The organism is Acinetobacter courvalinii (assembly GCF_014635545.1).
Taxonomy (GTDB): Bacteria; Pseudomonadota; Gammaproteobacteria; order Pseudomonadales; family Moraxellaceae; genus Acinetobacter; species Acinetobacter courvalinii.
In genome coordinates, this window is sequence record NZ_BMDA01000001.1 from 1,330,484 (window position 1) to 1,356,004 (window position 25,521).

The window sequence follows — 25,521 nt, forward strand, 5'->3', positions numbered from 1 at the left end:
TTAACGCCCCTGAAAGTTTGGCTCGCGCTTATTCATAAAGGCTTGGACTCCTTCACGATAATCTTCTGAACGGCCCGCAATACGCTGAAAATCGCGTTCTAAATGCATCTGTTCATCAAAACTATGGTTACTGGATTGATGAAGCGCTTTTTTAATCAGTGACAGACCAAAAGTCGGTTGCTTGGCAAGACGTTCCGCCAGCTCTGTGACCTTGCTTTTTAATTCGCTATCTTCAGCCACATCCCAGATCATGCCCCATTCTTTGGCAATTTCAGCAGGCAATTTATCACCCAGCAACGCCAGTCCCATGGCACGTGCATGACCGACTGCACGTGGCAGGAACCAGGTTCCGCCCGAATCAGGTACCAGACCTAAACGGCAAAAGGCTTGCACAAAGTTGGCAGATTTGGCGGCAATCACCAGATCGCAGGCCAAGGCGATATTTGCTCCGGCACCCGCCGCCACGCCATTTACGGCACAGATCACCGGCTTTGGCATATTCACAAGGGTTCTAATCAGCGGGTTATAGTAAGTTTCAATCGAATATCCCAGATCGGGTGCCGCAGCGTTCGGATCAACGACACGATCCCCCAAATCCTGTCCTGCGCAGAAACCACGACCTTCGCCGCTGATCACAATACAGCGAACCTCCGTTTTTTTCGCCCAGAGATTCAAAACTTCTGCGACTTCTCGGTGCATGTCTACATTAAAGCTATTCAAGGCCTGTGGACGGTTAAAGGTTAAGTAGCCCACCGCATTTTTTTCTTCCACGATAATATTGTTATAGTCCATCACTCACCTCTAAATACTGGTTTTCTTTTTTCAAAAAATGCATTAATGCCTTCATTTCGATCTTTGGTGGCTGCCAACCAGACAAAGTTTTGCCGTTCGGATTTCAGGCCCTGACTTAATGTGGTTTCATGGATACTTTTGATCGATTGCTTGATCACCCGAATTGCCAAAGGCGCCTGTTTGGCAATCTTGCTTGCCAGTTGAATGGCATATTCCACGGTGAGCGCAGCCGGTACCACTTCACTACAGATGCCATGTTGCTGTGCCTGCTGAGCTGGGATCATTTCACCCGTCATGGCCCAGCGCATGGTCAGTTGCTGTCCCACCAGACGGGCTAAACGCTGTGTTCCGCCCGCACCGGGTAACATGCCTAAACCAATTTCCGGCAAGGCAAATTTGGCATTATCTCCACAAATCACCATGTCCGAATGTAGAACCAGTTCAAAACCTGCACCCAAGGCATAACCATTCACTGCTGCAATGATAGGTTTGCTAAAACTGTCAATTTTTTGCCACAGCTTTGGACGAATATCGAGTTGTAAAGACACTGCATCCATTGCCGCCAACTCGCTCAGGTCTGCACCCGCAGCAAAGCAATTACTATTGCCGGTTAGCACAACCACTTTCACCTGGACATCGTGTTCAGCCTGTTCCAGCAAATCACATAGATGCTGTAAGGTGGCATTGTTCAAGGCATTGCGTTTTTCTGGACGGTTTAAGCTCAACAGCATGACACCCTCAAGCGGCGTTTCAACCTGAATCAATGTTTGCATCGCTGTTTCTCTACTCATCAAAGCTCAAACGCACATTTGCGCCTTTGGGTAAGGTCTGGCAGCTCAGTACATAGCCTTTTTCCACCTCATCCTGTTCAAGGCTATAATTCAGGAACATATCCACTTCACCTGACAGTACCTTGCAGCGACAGGTTGCGCAGACGCCACCTTTGCAGGCATAAGGCAAATCTGCACCTGCACGTAAGGCAGCATCCAGAATACTTTCATCCTCTTGTCCAACCGCAACAATCAACTCTCGCCCATCGAGTACGATATTGACTTTTTCTTCCTTACGATTGGCATCGGCTTCCACTGACCGTTTACGGACATGCCCAGTATTAAAACGCTCGGTATGAATGCACTCTTTAGCCACCCCGTAATCCGGTAACAGGCGTTCAACTGTGTCCATCATGTCATCAGGACCACAGGCAAAGACATGGTCAAAGTCTGGTTCTAACACGTCATGTTCAAATAACTGCTTGAGCTTGTCTTCATCAATCCGGCCATTCAGCAACTCGCTGTCATTGAATTCCCGAGAGAAAATATTGATGAGCTGAAAACGTTCTTTAAACTGGTCTTTCAGGTCCATGATCTGCTCGGCAAACATGGTCTGTTTCCACGAACGGTTGCCATATAACAAGGTGAAATTCGCCGAGTCTTGCTCGAACAGCACCTGTTTGATAATTGACAGGATCGGAGTAATGCCACTGCCCGCAGCAATACCTAAATACGCCTGACCGCCGGTTCGCGCCGCTTTCTGAAAAAACACCCCTTGCGGTGGCATTACTTCCAGCACATCACCTACTTTTAAATGCTCATTGACCCAATTGGAAAATTGACCCTGCTCAATCTTTTTCACGGCAATACTGATGTCTTCTTTTGGCGCATAACTACAGATTGAATAGCATCGGCGAATTTCCCCAGCTTCGGTTAAATGGCGAATGGTGAGATGCTGCCCTGGCTGAAATTGAAACTGTTTCTTTTGTTCTACGGCCAGATCAAAGGCAATGCAAATCGCCTGATCGGTCTGTGGTGTAATTGTTTTTACTTTTAATGGAATAAATTGGCTCATGGCTGATTTCCTTATCCAAGACTTCAAATACATTTAAAATAATCAAAGGGTTCAAGGCAGTCCTGACATTTGTAAAGTGCTTTGCAAGCGGTGGAGCTGAACTCGGTTAACAGTCGGGTTTTTCGACTCTTGCAATGAGGACAAACCACACCATCGCTCAGATGCACATGCGTTCCGCACTGTTGTGCCGTACCTTCTGGTGGGGCGATACCATAGGCTTGCAGCTTCTGTTTGCCGGCGTCCGACATCCAGTCCGTGGTCCATGCTTCTGATAAATCAATCATGACTTTTGCGGGAATCAAATCTTCTGCTGCCAGTGCTTCGACAATCTGTGCTTTTAACAAGTCAGTAGCTGGACAACCGCTATAAGTTGGTGTCAATCGAACAATAATTTCTTGCTGTTCATTCAACTCCACGCCACGGATCATGCCCAAATCCACCACCGACAGCACTGGAATCTCTGGGTCGCTGACCTTGTGTAAAACATCCCAACATTGGTCAATACAATGACGAATCATCTGCATGGCGACACTCCTTGCCTTACCAGGTCATTTCAGGATAACTGCGTTGAATGGATTGCATTTCAGCCAGCAGATAACCCAGATGTTCGGTATGCAAACCTTGTTTAGCACCACGGCGGTAGGCACCATTTGCAGGAATGCTCAATTCAAAACGCTTCAGCTCAGCAGCTACGACCTGGTCCCATTGCGCTTTTTCGCCAGATAAATCAGCAATGATGCCCTGCTCAACCAGTAGCTGTTCTTCCGCAGTGAGTTCAAACAGTTCAGCGCTAAAACGCCACAAATTGTCTAATGCCTGTTGCACACGTTGATGCGCCTCTGCTGTGCTGAGGCTTAAACGCTCCATCCAGCTGGTAGAGAAACGAATGTGATATTTGGCTTCTTTTAAGGATTTCACCGCCAATGCCGCGACTTCTGGCGTTGCCGATTCAGCTAAAGCGGTTAATAACAGCACATGGTAATGATCCATTAACCATTGACGCACGATGGTTTGCGCAAAATCACCATTCGGTTGTTCGCATAATAGTAAGTTCAGAAACTCACGTTCATTACGAAAATAGGCCAACTGGTCTTCATCACGCTTTTCGGCTTCATATTGCCCAGCCAAGGTCAGGAAATTTCGGGATTGACCGAGCAAATCCAGACCGATATTGGCCAATGCAATATCAATTTCCAGTTCAGGCGCATGACCACACCACTCGGCCAGACGTTGTGCCAACACCAGTTGACTGTCGCCGATATGTAATAAAAACTTCGATAAAATCGGGTTATTCATTTTCATACTCCCTTACATGTGCTCAATGCCATCAGGGATATGATAGAAAGTCGGATGACGATAGACTTTGTCCAATGCAGGTTCAAAAAACTCGGCTTTTTCATCAGGCTGTGAAGATTTAATCAGTTCCGAACGCACCACCCAGATACTGATACCTTCATTGCGGCGGGTATATACATCACGTGCATGTTGTAGGGCGATCTCATCATCAGGCGCTCTTAAACTACCCACATGACGGTGGCTCAAACCCTGTTTACTGCGCACGAACACTTCATAAAGCGACCAGTTGTTCTTATTTTCCATTGCGATATCCTTAATTTTTTCCATCAATGCTGTTTTAAGCAACTTTACCGACCTGTTGTTGCTGTTTTTTGGCGTAGACCACGGCTGCATCACGCACCCACTTGCCATTTTCCCAAGCCTTGCGGCGTGCCTCGATGCGTTCATGGTTACAAGGCCCGCGACCCGCAATCACCTCATTAAACTCTTGCCAGTCAATCTCGCCATAGCTGTAATGACCGGTTGCTTCATTCCATTTCAAGTCAGGATCAGGCACCGTTAGGCCAAGCTGTAATACTTGTGGCACGGTGTTATCGACAAACTTCTGGCGCAATTCATCATTACTAAAACGCTTGATTCCCCAGGCCATGCTTTGCGCACTGTTTGGGGAATGCTCATCACTTGGACCAAACATCATTAAAGCTGGCCACCAAAAACGGTTCACCGCATCTTGCGCCATTTGTTTCTGTTCTGGTAAACCAGCGGCCAATGCCATCATGGCTTCAAAACCCTGACGTTGATGGAAACTTTCTTCTTTACAGATTCGCACCATGGCACGCGCATACGGCCCGTAAGAAGTACGACACAAGGCCACCTGATTGACAATTGCAGCACCATCGACCAACCAGCCAATCGCCGCGACATCAGCCCAGCTCACCGTTGGATAATTAAAGATCGATGAATATTTCATTTTCCCATCAATCAGTTTTTCCATCATCTCATCACGGTCTGCACCCAGGGTTTCAGCCGCACTGTAAAGATAGAGACCATGTCCTGCCTCATCCTGAACTTTCGCCAGTAATACCGCTTTACGTTTTAAGGTTGGTGCACGGGTAATCCAGTTACCTTCTGGCAGCATACCGACAATTTCCGAATGACCGTGTTGTCCAATCTGGCGAATCAAGGTTTTACGATAGGCCTCAGGCATTTCATCCTTGGCTTCGATGGTGATGTCATTGGCAATATTGTGCTCAAATTTCTGATAATTATTTTCCATGTGTCAATTCCTTGAGGATTTCATCCATGAATCTATTTTTCGATACACACAAAACAAAGTCAATCAATATTTTTGTATCAAATTAAAATCAATCACAAAACAGAATTCAAGATATTGATTTATTTAATTTTAATTAAATTATTAAAAATTTTATTTCGACTTTAAAACAAAATAAGGTTGACTTTTAACGCGTTCAACATGAAATTATGAATCATATTTTTAATATTTCTAGAATTGATGTATCACATAAAAATGGAGTTTGATCATGCTTGAACAAGCACACCAAGAAGAAACAGCCAAGGATATTGATGAACAAAGCTCAAGCCAGCCATTAACCAGACTGGCGTCTTATGTCTATGGAACCTGGCATTCCAGCCATGAAGATACGCGTACTGTTGTCCATGCGATTACGGGTGCGCCGATCTATACCGTCAGTAGTCATGGCATCGATATGCAGCAAGTGGTCAAGTATGCCAAGCAGAATGGTACTGAACTGGCCAACTGGACTTTTCATCAACGTGCCCATGCCTTAAAACAAATTGCCCAGCATTTACTTGAACAAAAAGAACAGTTCTACGGCTTGGCGCATGCCACTGGTGCAACCCGTAAAGATGCCTGGATTGATATCGAAGGCGGGATTCAGACCTTATTTGCCTATTCAAGTCTGGTGCGCCGTGAACTCAATGATGAAAAAATCATTACCGAAGATAGCTGGATTCAGCTCTCTAAAAACGGCACTTTTGGTGCCAAGCATATTTTAAGCCCTAAAGCTGGTGTTGCTGTTCATATCGATGCCTTTAACTTCCCGATCTGGGGCATGCTGGAAAAAATTGCACCAACCTTATTGGCTGGCGTGCCATGTATTGTCAAACCCGCGACTGAGGGTGCCCAACTGACCCAAGCGGTTGTTGAGGCGATTGTTGCAACAGGCATCTTACCGAAAGGTTCACTACAACTGATCTGTGGTCAAATTAATGATCTATTTGATTATTTAGGCCCGCAGGACTGCGTGACCTTTACCGGCTCGGCCTATACCGGGCAAAAGCTGCGTAATCATCCGCATTTAAACAAATATTCAATTCCATTCAGCATGGAAGCAGATTCAGTCAATAGCGCGATTCTCAGTCCAGAAGCGAATGAAGCAACCCTAGACCTGTTTGTACGCGAAGTATTTCGTGAAATGACCACCAAAGCTGGACAAAAATGTACTGCCATTCGCCGTGCCTTTGTACCTCAGGCGTTACTTGAACAGGTCCAGCAAAAACTGAGCGCTAAACTGGCAAAAGTCGTGGTGGGTGATCCACAAAAACCAGATACGACGATGGGCGCATTGGCCAGCCCGAAACAAAAGCTTGATGTGGCAGCCAAAGTGGCTGAACTGGCAAAAGAAGCCCAAATTGTATTTGGTGGAGATAGCGCATACAAATTTAATGCGGACCATCCAGAAAAAGGGGCCTTCTTTCCACCAACACTTTTACGATGCGAAAAACCATTAGAAGCCGTCTCAGTGCATACCACGGAAGCATTCGGCCCGGTATGTACCTTGATGCCTTATCAATCCATCGATGAACTGGCTGATCTGGTGGCACGTGGTGAAGGCAGTCTGGTGGCCTCAGTAGTAAAAAATACGGATGAAAATATTGAACAGATCATCCAGAAAATTGCACCGTGGCACGGGCGTGTCCATATTCTGGATGAAGAGTCAGCCAAAGAAAGTACCGGACATGGTTCTCCACTACCTCACCTCGTTCACGGCGGCCCAGGCCGTGCTGGTGGCGGTGAAGAACTGGGTGGCATCCGTGCAGTCAAACACTATATGCAACGTACCGCAATTCAAGGTTCACCTAATAGCCTGACTCACGTCACCCATTCATGGACCGCAGGTGCAAATATCAATCAAGACCGCGTTCATCCATTCAAAAAATCATTTGATGAGCTGGTCATTGGCGAGCGTTTACTGACTGCACGCCGTACCGTGACCGAAGCAGATATTGTCAATTTCGCCTGCCTCAGCGGTGACTATTTTTATGCGCATACCGATAAAATTGCTGCGGCTGATTCGTTCTTTGGTGAGCGTGTCGCCCATGGTTATTTCATTGTCTCGGCAGCAGCGGGATTATTTGTCGATGCAGCCCAAGGCCCTGTGATTGCCAATTATGGTATGGACAACTTACGTTTTGTTGAGCCGGTTAAAATTGGTGATTCGATTCGTGTTGAACTGACCTGTAAGCAAAAAACACCTAAACCGCAAAAAGATCCATCCCAACCTGAACACGGCGTCGTGGTCTGGGATATCAAGGTGAAAAATCAACGAGATGAATTGGTGGCAACCTATGATATTTTAACTTTGGTTGCCCGCGCAGCTTAAAATTAGCGCTTGATGGATACCCTTAACGATCCATCAAGCCCATTCAAAATAGGCTATGTTCACCCTCAGTTTAATGCAGGAAAATCCATGAGCGCTTATATCATTCTGATTCGTAAAGAATTAAAAAATAAAGATGAAATGAAAACCTACACCACTTTGGCACGCCAGGCGAGTCAAGGTTTTTCAGCTGAACCGATTGTTTTTTATGGACAAGCGATTGCTCTGGAAAATATTGAAAGCGACGGCGTTGCCATCATTAAATTTGGCACGATGCAGGAAGCTCAGGACTGGTATCACAGCGATGCCTATCAGCAAGCCAAAAAGCATCGTGATTTGGCAGGCGAATATATTGTGATTTTGACAGAAGGTTTAAGCTGATTTAATTAAAAAACTAAAAAATTATCTAAAATTTAGAAATAGAATCATATTTTTAATTATCCTTCTTTTATTATAGACGGGAGGAGTTAGATTGTATGCATCATAATAAAAATATAGCAAAATTCATAATACAGTTATTTTAAAACTCATAATAACAACAAAGTATTAAACCCACCATCCCCATGATAACCCTTTAATAAATAAATCCTATTTTGTATAAAACCATTTCCTCAACCTTCCTGTTTATAAAATATTTATCCATTTTCTTTATTCTTTTGATTAATTTTCACTTTTGTTCTAATTGTGTATTGCTTGATTAATTAAAACTTTATATAAATAAAAAGACGATACTAAAAAATAAATAATTCAATAAAAAAGTATCAAGTTTAAAATCCCAGTCATCATAGGAAGATGCAAATGAATGATAACAACCTAGAAAATGTGCTCGGCAGGAATGAGCACGAAACCAACCACTCACCCGAGCACATGGTACAGAAAGAGCAGGAACTTCATACCCAAGAAAGCTTCGGCTATCAATGGTATGTCGTCGTGATCTGTATGGTGGCGTATATTCTTTCTTTTGTAGATCGCCAGATTCTGTCCTTGATGATCGAACCGATTAAACAAGATCTCATGTTAACTGACACGGAGTTCAGCTTATTACAAGGTCTGGCTTTCTCTTTATTTTATGCTTTTATGGGCATTCCGATTGCTGCGCTTGCAGACAAAAAATCACGAATCAAAATTATTTCTATTGGCATCGCCTTCTGGAGTCTTGCTACAGCAGCATGTGGCTTGAGTAAAAACTTTATCCAGATGTTTATTGCCCGATTAAGTGTCGGTGCGGGCGAAGCCGCTTTATCACCAGCATTTTATTCGATCGTTACAGACCTATTCCCCAAAGAAAAACTGGGACGTGCTCTAGGTTTATATGCGATTGGGGCATTCATTGGTTCAGGTCTGGCCTTTCTAATTGGCGGTTATGTGATTAGCCTATTAAAAAATATAGATATGGTGGTTTTGCCTGTGATCGGACAATTAAAAACATGGCAACTCACCTTTTTCATCGTAGGATTACCAGGTGTTTTACTGGCTTTAGTCATGATTCTGACGGTGAAAGAACCTAAACGTAAAGGTTTAAAGCTGGATCAGAATGGACAGGTCATACAGGCGTCCTTTAAAAACTCCATTGCATTTATTAAAACTCACAAAAAAACCTTCTTTTGTCATTTTATTGGTTTTTCTTTCTATACCATGATGCTGTACTCACTGCTTGGCTGGGCGCCTGCATTCTATATGCGTCACTTTGGTTTAGATGCCAGCCAAACAGGTTATATTCTCGGGAGTATCATTTTAATTGCCAACACTGCGGGCGCATTATTTTGTGGATGGCTCATCGATTACTTTTCTAAAAAAGGATATAGCGATGCTGCCATTCGAGCAGGTATGATCGGCTGTGCCGCGCTTGTACTACCAAGTGTTATATTCACTCAAGTTGACAATATGTATCTATCCTTTGGCCTAATTTTTATCGCCATGTTCTTCTCAACTTTTCCAATTCCCGCCTCGGCAGCGGCCACCCAAATGCTCACTCCAAATCAATTACGCGCTCAGGTTTCAGCCAAATTTTTGCTTATCTCTAATCTAATTGCATTAGGTGTTGGCACAACAGCAGTCGCGTTATTAACTGATAAATATTTTGAAAATACACTGATGGTTGGAAACTCCATTTCGATTGTGAATGCGATTGCAGGAATAATTGGTGTTTTCTTGCTGTTTAAAGGATGCAAATATTATCGGGAAAGCATCCTGCTTGAAAAACTGAATTAAAACAGTCTACTTTAAGCCTCCCTTATTCGTAGTTTAAGGAAGGCTTAAATCTAAGTGCTCAAATAAAAACGCTATCTGAAATAACATATTTCTAAATCTGGATAAAAAATTTGACTGGCAAATCTATCTAACTAAATGATTCCAGACCAAAACTTTTGCCAATCTTCAATCAGCTAAACTTAAACTTTGTCATTTTGGTCAATTTTTTTAAAAATTATTTTCCTGATATTTTTTTAAACATATAAAAAACAAAAACCTATAAAACTTTAACTATACACTTTACTCTTTATCTTTCTCCAGTCCACATGTCAAACAGGACATAGTCTTTTGATCAGGAGCATGTCAGCATAAATTTACAACCATCCTCCAGGATATAACCATGTCAAACATGATGAATAAGGCTCAAGGGTTTGGGCTATCTTTGATCACCAAACTCGCAGGAAGCGAAATGCTTGATCAACTCAAATTAAGAAAATTTGTAGAAAAATCATTATATCAGGGTTCAAAAACAGGCTTTAAGGTACTGAATAAAACACAAAAAGCATTTAAGCCACAACCGATCGACAAACAGCGTCTTCCCACCCAGACCAACAAGAATCTGTTTGATCTGAGCCTGACTGAAGAACAACAAATGACGGTTGACGCGATGTCACAATTTGCTGAAGAAGTCCTATACAGTTTGGCGCATGAGGCAGATCATCAGGCCCAATTCCCTGAACAGTTGTGGCAACATTTGGTTGATTTGGGACTTAACTATTACGCTTTGCCAGAGGCATTGGGCGGTGTGGCAGCAGAACAAAATATTGTCAGTAATATTTTGATTGCAGAAAGCTTGGCTAAGGGGGATTTCAGTCTGACCGCAGGTTTACTCAGCACCTTCAGTGTTATCAATGCCATCACACGCTGGGGCTCAACCCAAGTGCAATCGATGTATTTACGTGTGTTTGCAGAAGATACTGATGTTACGGCAACTTTCGCATTTCAGGAAGCAACACCTGCTTTTAACCCCTACCAGTTAAAAACCACGGCCACTGAAGCCAATGGACAGTTCTATATCACCGGTGAAAAAAGCTTGGTTATTTTAGGTGACATTGCTGATGTTTTCTTGGTCAGTGCGGAGTTCAATGGCCAGCCTGACATTTTTGTGGTGCAAACCAATGAAACGATTGCCATCAAAGCCAACCCTGCAATGGGACTCAAAGCTGCTGAAACAGCAACCCTTTTATTCAATCAAACGCCAGCCTTACGCTTAGGCGATGCTGATTTTGATTACACTGCTTTTGTCGATCTGGGCAACCTGATGTGGTGTGCCATGGCGATTGGCACATGCGAAGCGATTAAAGCGTACTGTATTAAATATGCCAATGAACGTACAGCTTTTGGCGAACCTATTTCGCATCGTCAAAGTGTGGCCTTTATGATCGCAGATATGGCGATAGAAATTGATGCCATGCGCATGCTGGTGCTCAATGCTGCAAGCTTGGCAGAAGCCGGACAGCCCTTCCATCGTGAAGCCTACCTGGCACGTCTGCTCTGTGCTGAAAAATCAATGAAAATCGGAACGGATGGCGTACAAATTCTGGGGGGTCATGGCTTTACCAAAGAGCATCCTGTTGAACGTTGGTATCGTGACCTGCGTGCGACTGCAATCCTGCATTCTGGCTTACATGCTTAATTTTGGAGAACAATAATGAATTTACAAAATCCGAAAAAATTCAAAATGCTGGTGGATCAGGCACACGAAACTGCGCTGAATGTTTTACGCCCTATTTCACGTAAATATGACAAAGCTGAACACGCCTATCCCAAAGAGCTGGATATGCTGGCGGCTTTACTGGATGGTATGAATGAAAGTGGTGAAGGTGTCGGTGCAGCCAATGCCAGCAAACGTGGTACGGTAAACCCGGATACGGTGGTGAATGGCGGCAATATGTCAGCAGCGCTCGGCATTATTGAAATGTGCTATGGCGATACAGGCCTGTTACTGAGTATGCCGCGTCAAGGCTTGGGGAACTCTGCTATCGCGGCAGTCGCCAATGATGAACAACTTGAACGCTTCAAAGGAACCTGGGCAGCAATGGCGATTACAGAGCCGGGTTGTGGTTCTGACTCTGCTGCGATCCGGACCACGGCGACCAAAGATGGCGATGACTATATCCTGAATGGTGAAAAAATCTTTGTCACCTCAGGAGAACGTGCTGACTCTGTGGTGGTGTGGGCAACATTAGATAAAAAGTTAGGGCGTGCTGCCATTAAATCTTTCGTGGTACCCAAAGGTACGCCAGGAATGAAGGTCGAGCGTCTGGAACATAAACTGGGCATTAAAGCCTCTGATACTGCGGTGATCAGCTTTATTGACTGCCGTGTTCCTGCTGCCAATTTATTGGGGAATCCAGAAATTGATGTGGCTAAAGGTTTTGCAGGCGTCATGGAAACCTTTGACAATACTCGTCCGCTGGTCGCTGCAATGGCAATTGGATGTGCTAAAGCCTCTTTAGAGCGTATCAAGGAAATTTTTAAAGATCAGCTTGATCCTGACTATGCAACACCCTACTTACAAACCTCAAACTTGGCTGCACAAATCTATCGTATGGAAGCCGAGTGGGAAGCTGCGCGCTTATTGATGATCAAGGCAACCTGGATGGCAGACAATAAAAAGCCAAATTCCAAGGAAGCGTCGATTGCCAAAGCCAAAGCAGGTCGTGTAGGCAATGAAATTACGCTGAAATGTGTCGAGTTGGCTGCCAGTGTCGGTTATGGCGAAGATGAATTACTGGAAAAATGGGCGCGTGACTCAAAAATTCTGGATATTTTTGAAGGTACACAACAAATCCAGCAGTTAATCATTGCCCGTCGTGAATTAGGTAAATCATCCAGTGAATTGAAGTAATTGCTGTTTCATCTAAATAATCAAAATAAAAAGGACGTGTTGATCATGTCCTTTTTATTTTAATGAATAAGATTTCTATTACCGTATCGTCACAAATTCTTCGGCAGAGGTAGGATGAATCGCAACAGTATTATCAAAATCTTGCTTGGTGGCACCCATTTTTAGAGCCACAGCAAAACCTTGCAAAATCTCATCCATGCCAAAGCCGATCCCATGAATACCGACAATTTTTTCATCTTCACCGACACAAACCAGTTTCATTTTGGTTGGCTGACGATGCTGGGTAATGGCACTATACATCGCAGTAAAGGATGAGTTATACACTTTAACCGCTTGTTGACCGTATTGTTCAATGGCCTCTTTTTCCGTAATCCCCACTGTTCCAATCGGAGGATGGCTAAACACCACGGTCGGAATATTGTCGTAGTCCAGATGCTCATCCGGTTTATGGTTAAATAAACGTTCAGACAGTCTACGCCCCGCAGCCACAGCAACCGGAGTCAGCTCCATTTTCCCAGTAATATCACCCACCGCATAAATTCCTTGCTGTGAGGTATTCTGGTATTTGTCGACTTGAATATAGCCTCGCTCATCCAGCTGAACATTGGCTTTATCCAGATTTAAACTCGCAGTATTTGGCTCTCGTCCAGTTGCCCAGATCAAGCAATCCACCGTATGGCTTTCACCATTTTCTAAATATAAAGTAACGGAATCATCGGCATTTTTTGTGATTTTCATTGGCACAGCTTGAGTATGAACCGCAATGCCATCTGTTTGCATAACTTCTACCAGGGTTTCACTCACAAATGCATCAAAACGTCTTACTGGTAAATCCTTACGAATAAACAATCCGACGTGTGAGCCTAAAGCATTGAGTACACCCGCCAGCTCAACCGCGATATAGCCTGAACCGATCACTGCAGTGGTCTTTGGTAAAGCGGTCAGTTCAAAGAATCCATTTGAATCAATACCATATTCAACCCCTTCAATGTGGGGTAATGATGGCTGGGTCCCTGTTGCAATCAGGATATGATCGGCAGTAAATCGCTCACCGTTGACTTCAATGGTATTTTTATCAATAAAATGAGCCGCGCCATGAATAAGGTCAACCTTATTATTGCTTAGGCTATTTTGATAGGACTGATGAATCCGATCGATATATGCTTGTCTATTTTTAATTAAGGTGTGCCAGTCGAAAGATTCAACCTTACTGTTAAAACCGTAATCTGGACCATATTTATGGATGGCCTCAGCTACATGCGCCGCATACCACATCACTTTTTTAGGTACACAGCCTACATTGACACAGGTTCCCCCAAGCTCGGCTTTTTCAATTAAGGCACACTTTTTTCCGTACATGGCAGCACGATTTACCGAGGCAATTCCGCCACTTCCAGCACCAATCGCAATATAATCATAATGTTTTGTCATCTTTGCCTCATACATCGCTGATAAAATTATTTTTAAGTTATACATAGATATACAGCAAGAATATGTAAAATCCGTACTTGTTTAAAGTTTTAATACAAGAAAATAAAAAGGCACTGATGATGACTCACCAGTGCCCTGCTTTGAACATGCTTTTATGAATTATTCAGTCGTTTCAGTCGCAACCGAAGTTTGTTGTAGAGATTGATCCACTACACCAAATTTTTTAAACAGTTTGGCACGACGCTTTGGATAAATATTCGCTTTATTCAAATCACCTTTATAATGATCAAATACGCGCTTATCCATCATTTTTGACCATAGCGGTGGAATCAAGGCAGGCAATAGCATACTTGCATAACCACTTGGCAGTTCTGGAGCCTCATCAAAATGACGCAAGGCTTGGAATGGACGGGTTGGATAAGCATGATGATCTGAATGACGCTGCAATTGATACAGGAACAGGTTGGTCACAATATTATTATTGTTCCAGCTATGCTCAGGCATGGTACGTTCATATTTACCATTCTTGTCTTTTTGACGTTTTAGACCGTAGTGTTCGATATAATTAATAATCTCGAACAAGCTAATCCCATAGAAAGACTGGGCTGCCAGATAAGGAATTACCCCCTTACCAAACAAACCAATCATTGAACCATGAAATGCAGCACTCATGCCCCAGCCTTGGAGCAATTCATTTTCAGTTGACCAGAATTCTTTGCCCTTACGTTTTAAACGTGTGGTTTCAATCTCAATTGCCGATTTGAAAGATCCGATTACGGTACGCGGCCAAAACTCATAGAAGGTTTCACCCATTTGTGAAGATGCTGGATCCTCAGGCGTAGCAGCACGCTTATGGTGACCATAAGGATGTTCAATACGGAAATGGTTGTAACCCGTTGGCACCAATGCAAGATGTGACAAGATATGATCAATACGATCATGTTTATGACTCAGCTCATGTGCGGTATTAATTGCAATCCCGTTGACGGCTCCCATTGAGATGCCCAATAAGATTTTGTCTAAGAAGGAAGTTTCTTTACGGCTGGTTAAATAACAGGCATAGACATTGGCGGCATATTGTAAGGGAATAAAGCTTTTCACCAAACGAGAATAATACGGGTCTTTTTCCAGCAGTTTAATATCTTCATCTGTTGGATTATTTGCATCTTTTCCAATAATCGTATCAATCGTTGGAATCACAATGTGTAAAACAATTGGACCACCTAAAGCAAAGATTTTTTTCAATGGACGTGGTGCAAATTGATAACCTGCTAAAATACCAATCCCAATGGCAGGTAGAGCCGGGCTAATCGCCCATAAATAACGTTTACGATCCAACTGAGTTTTTGACTTTGGAATGCTTACTGGTGTAAGTTCTTGCTCAACATTTACTGGCGCATTCATCATCTTATCCATGTCTTTGTATATATAAGTATATTTTGATGAATTATGGAATTCATGACAGTTGCAAGCGTCCAAAAAAGCTATGTCAAAGTCTTTGGCATCATCCCCCCTGTTTTTGTCCTATAAACACATATTGAGTTATTGGCGCAGCTCTCTATAATTTAAATGAATACATCGTTAAAAAATCATATGGATGCTTTAAGTAAAATATTTGCGGATATTCATTTAAATCACACTGAATATATCTACTTGAAAACTCAAGGAGAATGGAGTTTCATTTGCCAAGATCAAACGGCTTTGCTTGTTCATATTGTTCTGGTAGGTTCTGTTTTTATTCAAATTGATGCACAAAATAGTTTAACTGCCCATGCGGGTGAAATTGTAGTTATTCCATCCGGAAAAGCCCATACCGGTGCAGACAATGCGATTACCAAACTGGTTGATGCGGTAGATATTTCAAAATTGTTTGATGGACATCAAGAAGAAGCCATCGAGTTCGGTACTCATTCATCTGAGAAAAATCTCATTCTGACAGTACGCTGCCAGATTGATACCATCATGGCACGTCCTTTTATTCAGGCTTTACCTCCAATCATCCATCTGCAACATGGAGATACCAATGCACCTGAATGGCTACAAATCGGCTTACATTTCCTGGCTTTAGAAACACAGAATATTCAGGCCGGTCGCGATATTATTATCGATCACTTGGTCAATATCCTGCTCATTAAATGTATCCGTGATCATATCCAGCAAATCTCAAGCCAGCATGGCTGGCTTAGTGCCTTAAATCATCCAGAACTCAGTAATAGTCTGGCAGCCATCCACAACCATCCTGAGGATGCCTGGACAGTGGAATCACTGGCAGAACAATGCTGTATGTCACGTTCCAAGTTTGCCAGCTTATTCCATGAGGTGATTGGTGAATCACCTCTGGCCTATTTGCAACAACATCGTATGCGTCTGGCCAGCCAATACCTACGTAAAAGTAACTATTCGATACAACAAATTGCCAATAAAGTCGGTTACTCCTCAGAAACTGCGTTTAGTCAGGCCTTTAAACGTACTTTCGAACATTCCCCCAAACAATATCGGCAGCTATTTATCGAGGAAGAAAATCAGGCATAAAAAAAGACACTCATGTGTCTTTTTTCCTTCTCGTCATTGATTAACGCACGATACCGCGTGTGGATTGTTCCAATGAATCAATGAACAGCTGGGCTTCAGGTGTTTTGAGCAGAATTTCATTACGAATCTGTTCAATCGCCTGTTCAGTGGTTAAGCCCGATTTATAAATCAGTTTATAAGCTTCTCGTAAACCCTGAATCGTATCACGAGACCATCCTTTACGACGCATTCCTTCAATATTCATACCGAAAGCGCGTGCAGGATTACCAGAGGCCATGATATAAGCCGGTACATCCTTAAGGATAAGCGCTGCGCCGCCGATCATGCTATATGAATCGATTTTGCAGAATTGGTGAATGCCCGCATTACCGCCGACAATCACATGATCGCCAACATGGACATGTCCTGCAACACCGACATTATTGGCAAAAATATTATGGTTCCCAATCACACAGTCATGCGCGATATGCGTGTTTACCATTAACAGGTTATGGCTACCAATTTTGGTCAGGCCATGATCCTGAGCCGTACCGCGATGCAAGGTACAATGTTCGCGAATCGAGTTGTGATCACCGATTTCTAACCAGGTTTCTTCGCCCTGATATTTTAAATCCTGACAAATTTCCCCAATACTCGAGAACTGGAAAATATCATTATTTTTACCAATTCTCGTAAAACCGCCAATAACAACGTGTGAATGTAATTTTGTACCAGAGTCAATACTTACATTTGGACCCACAACGCAATACGGACCAATTTGTACATCAGATGCGATTTCTGCAGACGGGTCAATAATTGCTGTGGGATGTATTAAATTTTGACTACTCATGTCTGCTCTATTTTCTGGTGTGAAATAATAATCTCTGCCGTTGCAGCAACAATGCCATCAACGCTAGCAGTACAATTGTACTTGTAAATGCCACGTTTTTGCATCACAAGTTCAGATTTTAAGACAAGCTGGTCACCTGCAACAACCTGTTTTTTAAATCTGATTTTTTCTGCACCTGCGAATAAAAACAGTGAACCTGCTTTCGGCTTTTGATTAGTTAAGACAAAACCCAAGATTCCAGAAACCTGTGCTAATGCTTCAATCATTAGAACACCAGGCATAATTGGATAAGTCGGGAAATGCCCTTGGAAAAACTCTTCATTAATCGAGACGTTCTTATAACCGACAATACTGTTCTCAGTTATTTCCGTAACGCGATCAACTAATAAAAATGGATAACGATGGGGTAAATATTCACGAATGGTAAGAATATCCATGGGTAATTCAGGCATCGTAAATGCTGGAGATGTAGACTCAGTCATAATAAATTATTTACGTAACTTAAAGGTTGATTCAAGGGACTCTAATTGAGCTTGCATATGATCAAGCCTTTTAGTGATTTGGGTCAATGGCACATCTGCTAATTGTCTAAGACGCACAATCGTCTTTTTCCAGTGACTATTCTCAAAAAGTCCCATGCCAGAAGAATACGTTCCAGCCTCAGAAATATTTCTTGTGACCATTGACATTGCAGTAAGTGTCACATTATCTGCAATTGTAAGGTGTCCAACCACCCCTGAGGCACCGCCCATGATACAGTTTTTGCCAATCCGTGCACTGCCTGCGATTCCACAGTTGGCTGCGATGGCGGTATTTTCACCAATATGCACATTGTGAGCAACTTGCACAAGGTTATCAATAATGACACCATCTTCCAGAACTGTATCGTCCAGTGCACCACGATCAATACTGCAATTTGAACCGATTCGTACATCATTTCCGATCCGAACCGAACCCAGTTGTGCAATACGATGCCACTTGCCTTGATACGGTGCAAAACCAAAACCTTCTGTACCAATAACCGTATTGGCATGGATACGCACACGATCTTTCAGTTTTGCAGCACCGGTAATGGTGACATGTGCATCAATAAAACAGTCTTGTCCAATCTCGACTTCATCATCAATAAAAGCATGTGCCTGAATAATCGTATTGTTACCCACCACACAGTTCTCACCAATTACAACATAGTGACCAATATATACATCATCGGCAATCATTGCAGAGGGATGAATTTTGGCAGTACTTTCAATACCGCGTTGGCTAATCTTTTTTTCAAATATATGCGTTAAAGTCGCAAATGCGAGATAAGGATTATCGACAACAATAAAGTTTTGTTTATCGATCAGTTGTGATTTCAGCGAGGCTGTGACGATATAGGCACCCGCTTGACTGGCTTCAGCCTGAGTTAGATATTTTTCGCCATTCACGAAACAGATCTGATTTTCTTGCGCATGTTCTAAACTTGCCAAGCCCGAGATCTGAAAATCTTGTGCACCGAAATACTCACCTTTGACAAGGTGAGCAATTTCTTCTAAACGATAACTACGTCTATTCATTGATTATTTAATTGAATTAACCTTTTGAATCATTTTATCAGTTAAATCATACTGAGCGTCAGAGGCAATCGTAGAATTTTTATTCAAAATAAAGTCTAAGTTGTTCTCTTTACGCAATTGTTCAGCAGCTTGCTTCACACGTGTTTCAAAAGTTGTGTTCATCGCCTGCAAACTCGACTGAACTTTGCTTTGCAAACCTTGCTGAGTTGAATTGAATTCACTTAATTTTGACTGATATTGAGCAGTTAACTTCTGAATATCAGCCTGATTCATTTTTTGGCCTTCAGTCTGTGCTTTTTGTTGTAAAGACTCCAGCTCTTTACCCAATTGCTCAAGACGGGTTGAAGTCGGTTTGACTGACTGGCTCAAACTTGCATTTTGTTGCTTAAGATAAGTACTACTTTCTACAACCTTAGCCAAATCAACTACAGCCAATCCTGCAGCATTTACTGTTGCAGAAACCGTTAATCCCAAACCTAAGATCAGCTTTGTCAATGTTTTCATTATTGCATCCTTTATATCTTTTACAGCGCTAAGCAAGGCCGTACTTAGAAAGTACGACCGATTTCGAATTGGATCGATTTAGTATCATCACCAGGCTTATCATTTAACGGATATGCGTAGCTCAGTGATAATGGACCAATCATGGTAATCCAAGTAAAGCCCACACCAACACTATAACGCATATTGCCAAAGTCAAATTTGTAGTTGTCATTACAATATTGTTTGATATCGATATCCCCACCATTCATACGCATTTTTCCAGTTGGGACATCACATTTAGTATCAAAAACTTGTGCGCCTTCAGCAAACAATACTGGACGAACCTGACGAGTCCAATCCCCTTTAAATGGTAAAGGCAACGCCAACTCTGTACCGAACTGAACCAGTGCATTACCACCAACTTCTTCAGGATCTGGATCGTTCTTATTGGTTTCCTGGAAAATGACACTTGGATATTTTGGACCTAAGGTACTGTTGTCATAACCACGGACCGAACCATAACCACCTGCATAGAAGTTCTTATAGAATGGTAAATCGTTACCGTAACCTAATTTACCATAACCACGAAGTACGAATCCGGCACCAAGTGTTTTAAAGGCTTGCGCATCATAAGTGACTTTTTGATAATCAACATCACTACCTGGTAAACCAACTTCTAGACCAACACGGTGCGACATACCTGAGGTTGGGAAAACTGGTCGATTGAGTGTGTTATAAGACCAACCAAGATTTAGCATATAGGTTAAGAAGGTACCTTCGAAAGCACTTTCATAAGTATCGTAACCGCCTTTACAAATAGGCAGACCATTCTCATCAAGTTTTACAGTACCATCCTCATTTTTTTCATATTCATCACTTAGACAACGCTGAGCAGAATTTGTCGCCTTACCCCCATTTGCTTTTAAGTAGTCACGAATATAAGTGGAAACACTTGGCCCTGTACGGACCTTAGTCTGGTCCACCCCTAGAGATGCACTTAAACTCTGGTTTTCATCAATTGGATAACCAAAACTTAAACTACCACCAATACTATCCGTCACATAGTTATTAACGTTATAGTCTTTATTTAACTTGGTTTTACGGTAGTAAACGTTATAGCCACGACTCACCCCATCAATGGTGAAGTACGGATCTGTCACACTTAAGTTATAGTAATCTTGAGTTTCTGAACGAGACAGATCGATCGCGACACGATTACCTGTACCCATAAAGTTGGTTTGACTCAAACCTGCCTGGAAGGTTACACCACCATTCTGTGAGTAACCAACAGCCAGTGTAGTCGTACCTGAATGCTGCTCCTCAACATTGACGTTTAAGTCAACTTCATCAGGAGAGTTTGGTACACGAACAGGTTTGACATCAACTGTTTTAAAGAAACCGGTACGTTCTAAACGAACTTTAGAAAGATCAATTTTCTCATTGCTCGCCAACGCACCTTCCATTTGACGCATTTCACGACGCAACACTTCATCTGCAGTTTTGCTGTTACCTGTGAAGTTGATACGACGTACCGTCACTTGCTGACCTGGGTTGATATAATAATTCAGGTTAACAATACCTGTTTCATTATTGATTTCAGGTACAACATTCACTTCAGCATAGTAATATCCTGCATTACCATATTTACGCAGTAGAAGTTGTTTAACTGCATTTACTTTTTCTTGTGAATAGGTTTCGCCATCTTTATACAGTTTAAGTGCCGTGAGCTCTTCTGGTTTATAAAGTGCATCACCCAAGAATTTGGTTTCACCAAACTTGAACTGACTACCTTCATCAACGGATACTTCGATAAAGATATGTTTTTTATCTTCGCTGATGTTCAGTTGTGAATTGATAATATTAAAGTTGATATAACCTTTATTTAGGTATAAAGCACGTAAAGCTTCCAGACTGGCAGCCATTTTCTCACGTGCATAACGGTCATTACGGGTCACGACAGAAGCCCAGCCGCTTTCTTTCACTGCAAAAGCCTGCTTGATATCACTGTCGCTAAATACGGTATTACCGATGATGTTAATATCAAAAACTTTTGCCGCAGTACCTTCGTTAAAGTTTAACTTCAACTCGACACGGTTATTTGGACGTGCAACTGTTTCAACGGTGACGTCAGCATCATAACGACCTTGCTGGGTGTATTGCTGCTCCAGCTCAGTTTCAATAATCTGTAAGGCAGATTTTTTGAAGACTTCACCTTCCGCGATTCCCATTTTCTTCAAGCCTTGTTCCAAGGCTTCTTTAGGAATCAGTTTATTGCCTTTGAACTCCAGCTTTGAAATCACTGGACGTTCAACAACCTTAAAGACTAAAACATTATTTTCTTTATATGTTTTAATGTCATCAAATAAACCAGAAGCATACAAAGTGCGAATTGCCTCAGCAATCATCGGATCACTTACTCTATCGCCACTATTTATTGGTAACATAGAATAGATACTTGCAGGTGTTAAACGCACTAAGCCATCAATTCGTATATCTTGCGCAAGAAACTCATCTGCAGCGTATGCTTGTTGTACCACTGCCATCGCACTAACCAGTGCCAAAGGCATTAATAAATGTGTGTGACGCATGCCCATATATTTTCCAGTAAGTTAAATTCCATTTGCGTTGTTATAAACGCATGAAGTCGTTAAATAAAGCCAAAAGCATCATGCTACCGAGCAGTACCATACCAACTTTTAGACCAAACATCTGTATTTGTTCAGAAACAGGTTTACCACGAATTGCTTCGATAAAGTAATACACGAGGTGACCACCATCCAGCATCGGAATCGGCAACAAATTCAGGATTCCCAGACTGACACTCATCAACGCCATAAACGAGATAAAGGTCTGCCATCCCATTTCCGCACTTTGACCAGCCATTTTTGCGATCGTAACCGGGCCAGATAGATTATCCAATCCAATTAAGCCACGTACCATCTTGATAATTGAATTAAAAATCATGCCTGAGAGCTGAGTGGTCTTATCGACGGCAACACCTAAAGCTTCAATCGGTGAGTATTGAATGGTTTGTTTATATTCAGCTGGAATCGTGATCTTGCCTGCATCACTCTTCACACCCAGTACACCCGTGGTATTGCCCATATTATCGCGTTGCCCTTGAGGCATCACTTGTAGATGGACCAATTGACCTTGACGCATCACCTCAATATTTAAAAGCTTCTCTGGTGATTTTTGCACCACATTCACCACATCAAACCAGTCTTTCATTGCAACATTATCGATTGCAACGATCTGATCACCCACTTTCATGCCTTGACGTACTGCTGCACCATCTGCACTCAGTTCTTTCACTTTAGCCGGGATAACCGGACGGTAAGGCAAGAAACCTAGCACATCCAAAGGAGACTGACTTTGGTCTTTCAGGAAATCTTTAATCGGTAGACTCACCTGCTTTTCAGTGCCCGCACGATCAACGATGATCGAAACTCGCCCGGTTTCACCAACACGATTTACCAGCGCATAATTCAGTTTTTCCCATGTTGGCGTTGTTTGTCCATCAACATTGACAATCTTGTCACCCACCTTCAAATCAACTTGAGCAGCCGGTGTATTTGGCATAATTTTACCAATACGGGTGTTCAGCTGCTCTTGTGCCGGCAAAAATAAAATCCAATACAGGAACACTGCAAAAATTAGGTTAATCAATGGACCTGCAGCAACAATGGCAATACGTTTCCAAGGAGACTGCCGGTTAAAGGCATACGGTAAATCTTGCTCAGCAACATTACCTTCACGCTCATCCAGCATCTTGACATAGCCACCAAGTGGCAAAGCAGAAAGCTGGTATTGAATCCCTGATTTTTTAGACTGCCATTTTAATAAAGTTGGACCAAAACCAATTGAATAGACCAGAACCTTGACACCAAGTTTACGTGCCACCCAATAATGACCAAATTCGTGAATTGCGATTAAAGGACCAAGCAATAAAATCGCTGCAACAATCATAAATAGTGCATTCATACGATTTAGCCTCCCTTACTCACAATATACTTTTCTGCAATCTGTCTAGCGATCATATCAGTCTGTAAAATGATGTCTATGTTTTCTGCTTTAGCATTTTGTACAGCTTGCAAAGTATGATCCACCACTTGAGGAATCTCGGTGAATCGGATCTGTTGTTGCAAGAATGCAGCAACTGCAATTTCATTGGCCGCATTTAATACCGTCGGTGCCAAACCACCTGCCCGCATTGCCTGACGCGCTAGGTCCAAAGCCGGGAACCTGATAATATCCGGTTGCTGAAAATTCAGTTGAGCCGTCTCAAATAAATCGAGTGCAGGCACATCTGTTGCTAACCGTTTTGGCCATGCCAATGCATGTGCAATCGGCGTACACATATCTGGGTTACCCATTTGTGCCAAAGTTGATCCATCCACATATTGCACCATGGAATGAATGATACTTTGTGGGTGAACAACAACTGTAACAAAATGTTCTGATATTGAAAACAAATGGCAAGCTTCGATCAATTCCAGACCTTTATTCATTAAGGTCGCCGAATCAACCGAGATTTTTTGTCCCATTGACCAGTTTGGGTGCTTGCATGCCTGTTGTGGTGTAACCTCATGCAATTGTGCCAAAGAATGATTGAGAAAAGGTCCGCCTGATGCCGTCAATAAAATACGGGACACGCCTAATTGTGGCTGCCCCGTCCGTTCTGCATTGAGATAGTCATGCGGTAGAGACTGGAAAATCGCATTATGTTCAGAATCCACTGGCAACAATAACGCATTATGCTCGCGTGCTGCCTGCATCATGATGTCACCCGACATCACCAATGATTCTTTGTTGGCCAATAAGACACGTTTACCCGCTTTTACTGCGGCCAACGTCGGTAACAAACCGGCCGCACCTACAATAGCAGCCATAACGATATCAACATCAGCATGTTCGGCAATTGCGATTAGGCCAGCCTCATCTGTGAGGATTTCAATATGGTTTAATTTTTCTTGTTTGAGACGTTGTTGCAACTCCAGTGCTTTTTCATTGGGCACAACAACAATTTTTGGATGATATTTTTTACAAATTTCTAAAAGTTCATCTAAACGACTATATGCAGAGACTGCAAATACGGTGTATTGGTCTGGGTGCTGTTCCAACACCTTTAAAGTACTTTGACCAATTGAACCAGTAACACCCAATATACAAACAGCTTGAGTCATTTAAAGATCTACACCAATAAGTTTTAATATATACATACCTGTTGCAAAGATCGGTGCAGCAGCAAGTAAAGAATCAATACGATCAAGCACACCACCATGTCCTGGAAGTACGCGACCAGAATCTTTAATTCCAGCGCGGCGCTTAATCATGGACTCAAACAAATCGCCCAGCACAGATGCGAACACGGTAATGATCGAAAGAATTAAGAATAAGATTAGCTGTATTGCGGTTAAGTTTAAATAGAAATATTGCACAAACAGCATAATAATCACGGTTGTTGCCACACCACCATAAAAGCCTTCAACCGATTTATTCGGGCTCACAGAAGGAGCAAGTTTTTTCTTGCCAAACTTACGTCCAACAAAGTAAGCACCACTGTCCGCGCCCCATACCAGCAGGAATAGATACATGAGCCACCAAGGCGAACTATGCCAGACTGCATAGAGCGAAGTGACGGCAGCAGAAATCAGGATAAATCCAATCAGATGCAGAGACGGGTTGTACCAGTTATCCGATTCAGGATAGTTCTTGACCCAATAGATGCTTCCCAGCCATGTAAGAATCGATGCTGCCCAAAGTAAAAGCGCAACATCATCAAAAAATAATGCCAGTGTTGATACTGCTGCAACACAGCCCCCATATACCCAAGCCTTCGGCTTTGAAACAGCGGTTACACTACGTGGCATAAGCTTAAACCATTCGTAGCCTGCAACCCCTGCAGCTAAAATCATAAGCATAAACATTGGATAATGTGATTGCGTTGCAAACATGCAACTTAAAACAACAGCAACTAACACCAATGCGGTAATAATCCGCTCTAACATT

23 protein-coding genes are annotated in these 25,521 nt (G+C 42.7%); 6 read left to right on the plus strand and 17 right to left on the minus strand.

The features are described from left to right. The 7 genes from paaG to paaA are packed head-to-tail and all read right to left on the minus strand — an operon-like array spanning position 1 to position 5,209. Positions 1-792, minus strand: a complete 792-nt coding sequence (gene paaG / locus IEV39_RS05945) for a 2-(1,2-epoxy-1,2-dihydrophenyl)acetyl-CoA isomerase PaaG (protein ID WP_005285625.1) — start codon at positions 790-792, stop codon at positions 1-3. Continuing rightward, positions 792-1,565, minus strand: a complete 774-nt coding sequence (locus IEV39_RS05950) for an enoyl-CoA hydratase-related protein (protein WP_032883242.1) — start codon at positions 1,563-1,565, stop codon at positions 792-794. Before IEV39_RS05950 ends, paaG begins: the two co-directional genes overlap by 1 nt. Positions 1,566-1,575: 10 nt before the next feature. Beyond that, positions 1,576-2,637, minus strand: a complete 1,062-nt coding sequence (locus IEV39_RS05955) for a 2Fe-2S iron-sulfur cluster-binding protein (protein ID WP_005285623.1) — start codon at positions 2,635-2,637, stop codon at positions 1,576-1,578. 23 nt (positions 2,638-2,660) lie between these two features. Beyond that, positions 2,661-3,161 (minus strand): 1,2-phenylacetyl-CoA epoxidase subunit PaaD, encoded by a 501-nt coding sequence (paaD, locus tag IEV39_RS05960; protein WP_005285622.1) that lies wholly within the window; start codon positions 3,159-3,161, stop codon positions 2,661-2,663. A gap of 16 nt (positions 3,162-3,177) precedes the next feature. Beyond that, on the minus strand, positions 3,178-3,933 hold the full coding sequence (paaC, locus tag IEV39_RS05965; protein WP_005285620.1) for a 1,2-phenylacetyl-CoA epoxidase subunit PaaC: 756 nt from the start codon (positions 3,931-3,933) through the stop codon (positions 3,178-3,180). A 12-nt stretch (positions 3,934-3,945) separates the two neighbouring features. Next, entirely contained in the window at positions 3,946-4,236 is a 291-nt protein-coding gene (gene paaB / locus IEV39_RS05970; RefSeq protein ID WP_005230234.1) for a 1,2-phenylacetyl-CoA epoxidase subunit PaaB, read from the minus strand. Between the two features lie 34 nt (positions 4,237-4,270). After that, positions 4,271-5,209, minus strand: a complete 939-nt coding sequence (gene paaA / locus IEV39_RS05975; protein ID WP_005285618.1) for a 1,2-phenylacetyl-CoA epoxidase subunit PaaA — start codon at positions 5,207-5,209, stop codon at positions 4,271-4,273. 265 nt (positions 5,210-5,474) lie between these two features. Here paaA and paaZ point away from each other — a divergent pair, with 265 nt between their 5' ends. From paaZ to IEV39_RS06000, 5 genes are all read left to right on the plus strand, one after another. After that, on the plus strand, positions 5,475-7,577 hold the full coding sequence (gene paaZ / locus IEV39_RS05980) for a phenylacetic acid degradation bifunctional protein PaaZ (protein ID WP_005285616.1): 2,103 nt from the start codon (positions 5,475-5,477) through the stop codon (positions 7,575-7,577). An 87-nt stretch (positions 7,578-7,664) separates the two neighbouring features. After that, positions 7,665-7,955, plus strand: coding sequence for a DUF1330 domain-containing protein (locus IEV39_RS05985; RefSeq protein ID WP_005285614.1), 291 nt, complete (start codon positions 7,665-7,667; stop codon positions 7,953-7,955). Positions 7,956-8,441: 486 nt separating this feature from the next. After that, positions 8,442-9,785 carry a spinster family MFS transporter gene (locus tag IEV39_RS05990; protein WP_371873706.1) on the plus strand — a complete coding sequence of 448 codons (1,344 nt, stop codon included), beginning with the start codon at positions 8,442-8,444 and terminating at the stop codon, positions 9,783-9,785. A 388-nt stretch (positions 9,786-10,173) separates the two neighbouring features. Beyond that, positions 10,174-11,460, plus strand: a complete 1,287-nt coding sequence (locus IEV39_RS05995) for an acyl-CoA dehydrogenase family protein (protein ID WP_171067890.1) — start codon at positions 10,174-10,176, stop codon at positions 11,458-11,460. Positions 11,461-11,475: 15 nt separating this feature from the next. Beyond that, entirely contained in the window at positions 11,476-12,675 is a 1,200-nt protein-coding gene (locus IEV39_RS06000) for an acyl-CoA dehydrogenase family protein (protein WP_005285609.1), read from the plus strand. Positions 12,676-12,753: 78 nt separating this feature from the next. On the opposite strand, the gene gorA is transcribed toward IEV39_RS06000, so the two are convergent. Continuing rightward, positions 12,754-14,106: a glutathione-disulfide reductase gene (gorA, locus tag IEV39_RS06005; RefSeq protein ID WP_005285607.1), complete on the minus strand. Its 1,353-nt coding sequence runs from the start codon at positions 14,104-14,106 to the stop codon at positions 12,754-12,756. A gap of 159 nt (positions 14,107-14,265) precedes the next feature. Further along, a complete protein-coding gene (locus tag IEV39_RS06010) occupies positions 14,266-15,510 on the minus strand; it encodes an alkane 1-monooxygenase (RefSeq protein WP_005285605.1) in 1,245 nt (414 codons plus the stop codon). 189 nt (positions 15,511-15,699) lie between these two features. On the opposite strand from IEV39_RS06010, the gene IEV39_RS06015 reads away from it, so the two are divergent. Beyond that, positions 15,700-16,638, plus strand: a complete 939-nt coding sequence (locus tag IEV39_RS06015) for an AraC family transcriptional regulator (RefSeq protein ID WP_005285603.1) — start codon at positions 15,700-15,702, stop codon at positions 16,636-16,638. Between the two features lie 40 nt (positions 16,639-16,678). Here IEV39_RS06015 and lpxA read toward each other — a convergent pair whose 3' ends face one another. Genes lpxA through IEV39_RS06055 form a run of 8 tightly spaced genes read right to left on the minus strand, consistent with a single transcriptional unit; the run spans position 16,679 to position 25,520 of the window. After that, a complete protein-coding gene (gene lpxA / locus IEV39_RS06020) occupies positions 16,679-17,467 on the minus strand; it encodes an acyl-ACP--UDP-N-acetylglucosamine O-acyltransferase (RefSeq protein WP_005285601.1) in 789 nt (262 codons plus the stop codon). Beyond that, positions 17,464-17,949: a 3-hydroxyacyl-ACP dehydratase FabZ gene (fabZ, locus tag IEV39_RS06025; protein ID WP_004772011.1), complete on the minus strand. Its 486-nt coding sequence runs from the start codon at positions 17,947-17,949 to the stop codon at positions 17,464-17,466. The genes lpxA and fabZ overlap by 4 nt, the downstream gene beginning before the upstream one ends. Positions 17,950-17,955: 6 nt before the next feature. Next, positions 17,956-19,026, minus strand: coding sequence for a UDP-3-O-(3-hydroxymyristoyl)glucosamine N-acyltransferase (gene lpxD / locus IEV39_RS06030; protein ID WP_005285599.1), 1,071 nt, complete (start codon positions 19,024-19,026; stop codon positions 17,956-17,958). 3 nt (positions 19,027-19,029) lie between these two features. Further along, on the minus strand, positions 19,030-19,530 hold the full coding sequence (locus tag IEV39_RS06035) for an OmpH/Skp family outer membrane protein (protein ID WP_005285596.1): 501 nt from the start codon (positions 19,528-19,530) through the stop codon (positions 19,030-19,032). 44 nt (positions 19,531-19,574) lie between these two features. Beyond that, the gene (bamA, locus tag IEV39_RS06040) at positions 19,575-22,103 is read right to left on the minus strand and encodes an outer membrane protein assembly factor BamA (protein ID WP_005285594.1); all 2,529 of its coding nucleotides are present in this window, start codon (positions 22,101-22,103) and stop codon (positions 19,575-19,577) included. Positions 22,104-22,137: 34 nt separating this feature from the next. After that, positions 22,138-23,493 (minus strand): RIP metalloprotease RseP, encoded by a 1,356-nt coding sequence (gene rseP, locus IEV39_RS06045; RefSeq protein ID WP_005285592.1) that lies wholly within the window; start codon positions 23,491-23,493, stop codon positions 22,138-22,140. A gap of 5 nt (positions 23,494-23,498) precedes the next feature. Next, positions 23,499-24,695 (minus strand): 1-deoxy-D-xylulose-5-phosphate reductoisomerase, encoded by a 1,197-nt coding sequence (ispC, locus tag IEV39_RS06050; protein ID WP_005285591.1) that lies wholly within the window; start codon positions 24,693-24,695, stop codon positions 23,499-23,501. Beyond that, positions 24,696-25,520 (minus strand): phosphatidate cytidylyltransferase, encoded by an 825-nt coding sequence (locus IEV39_RS06055; protein WP_005285590.1) that lies wholly within the window; start codon positions 25,518-25,520, stop codon positions 24,696-24,698. Position 25,521 lies beyond the last annotated feature (1 nt).

What these genes read in the sequence shown, in the direction of transcription:
- paaG (WP_005285625.1), bottom strand. Translation starts at nt 792, where the DNA reads ATGGACTATAACAATATTATCGTGGAAGAAAAAAATGCGGTGGGCTAC.
- IEV39_RS05950 (WP_032883242.1), bottom strand. Translation starts at nt 1,565, where the DNA reads ATGCAAACATTGATTCAGGTTGAAACGCCGCTTGAGGGTGTCATGCTG.
- IEV39_RS05955 (WP_005285623.1), bottom strand. Translation starts at nt 2,637, where the DNA reads ATGAGCCAATTTATTCCATTAAAAGTAAAAACAATTACACCACAGACC.
- paaD (WP_005285622.1), bottom strand. Translation starts at nt 3,161, where the DNA reads ATGCAGATGATTCGTCATTGTATTGACCAATGTTGGGATGTTTTACAC.
- paaC (WP_005285620.1), bottom strand. Translation starts at nt 3,933, where the DNA reads ATGAATAACCCGATTTTATCGAAGTTTTTATTACATATCGGCGACAGT.
- paaB (WP_005230234.1), bottom strand. Translation starts at nt 4,236, where the DNA reads ATGGAAAATAAGAACAACTGGTCGCTTTATGAAGTGTTCGTGCGCAGT.
- paaA (WP_005285618.1), bottom strand. Translation starts at nt 5,209, where the DNA reads ATGGAAAATAATTATCAGAAATTTGAGCACAATATTGCCAATGACATC.
- paaZ (WP_005285616.1), top strand. Translation starts at nt 5,475, where the DNA reads ATGCTTGAACAAGCACACCAAGAAGAAACAGCCAAGGATATTGATGAA.
- IEV39_RS05985 (WP_005285614.1), top strand. Translation starts at nt 7,665, where the DNA reads ATGAGCGCTTATATCATTCTGATTCGTAAAGAATTAAAAAATAAAGAT.
- IEV39_RS05990 (WP_371873706.1), top strand. Translation starts at nt 8,442, where the DNA reads ATGGTACAGAAAGAGCAGGAACTTCATACCCAAGAAAGCTTCGGCTAT.
- IEV39_RS05995 (WP_171067890.1), top strand. Translation starts at nt 10,174, where the DNA reads ATGATGAATAAGGCTCAAGGGTTTGGGCTATCTTTGATCACCAAACTC.
- IEV39_RS06000 (WP_005285609.1), top strand. Translation starts at nt 11,476, where the DNA reads ATGAATTTACAAAATCCGAAAAAATTCAAAATGCTGGTGGATCAGGCA.
- gorA (WP_005285607.1), bottom strand. Translation starts at nt 14,106, where the DNA reads ATGACAAAACATTATGATTATATTGCGATTGGTGCTGGAAGTGGCGGA.
- IEV39_RS06010 (WP_005285605.1), bottom strand. Translation starts at nt 15,510, where the DNA reads ATGAATGCGCCAGTAAATGTTGAGCAAGAACTTACACCAGTAAGCATT.
- IEV39_RS06015 (WP_005285603.1), top strand. Translation starts at nt 15,700, where the DNA reads ATGGATGCTTTAAGTAAAATATTTGCGGATATTCATTTAAATCACACT.
- lpxA (WP_005285601.1), bottom strand. Translation starts at nt 17,467, where the DNA reads ATGAGTAGTCAAAATTTAATACATCCCACAGCAATTATTGACCCGTCT.
- fabZ (WP_004772011.1), bottom strand. Translation starts at nt 17,949, where the DNA reads ATGACTGAGTCTACATCTCCAGCATTTACGATGCCTGAATTACCCATG.
- lpxD (WP_005285599.1), bottom strand. Translation starts at nt 19,026, where the DNA reads ATGAATAGACGTAGTTATCGTTTAGAAGAAATTGCTCACCTTGTCAAA.
- IEV39_RS06035 (WP_005285596.1), bottom strand. Translation starts at nt 19,530, where the DNA reads ATGAAAACATTGACAAAGCTGATCTTAGGTTTGGGATTAACGGTTTCT.
- bamA (WP_005285594.1), bottom strand. Translation starts at nt 22,103, where the DNA reads ATGGGCATGCGTCACACACATTTATTAATGCCTTTGGCACTGGTTAGT.
- rseP (WP_005285592.1), bottom strand. Translation starts at nt 23,493, where the DNA reads ATGAATGCACTATTTATGATTGTTGCAGCGATTTTATTGCTTGGTCCT.
- ispC (WP_005285591.1), bottom strand. Translation starts at nt 24,695, where the DNA reads ATGACTCAAGCTGTTTGTATATTGGGTGTTACTGGTTCAATTGGTCAA.
- IEV39_RS06055 (WP_005285590.1), bottom strand. Translation starts at nt 25,520, where the DNA reads ATGTTAGAGCGGATTATTACCGCATTGGTGTTAGTTGCTGTTGTTTTA.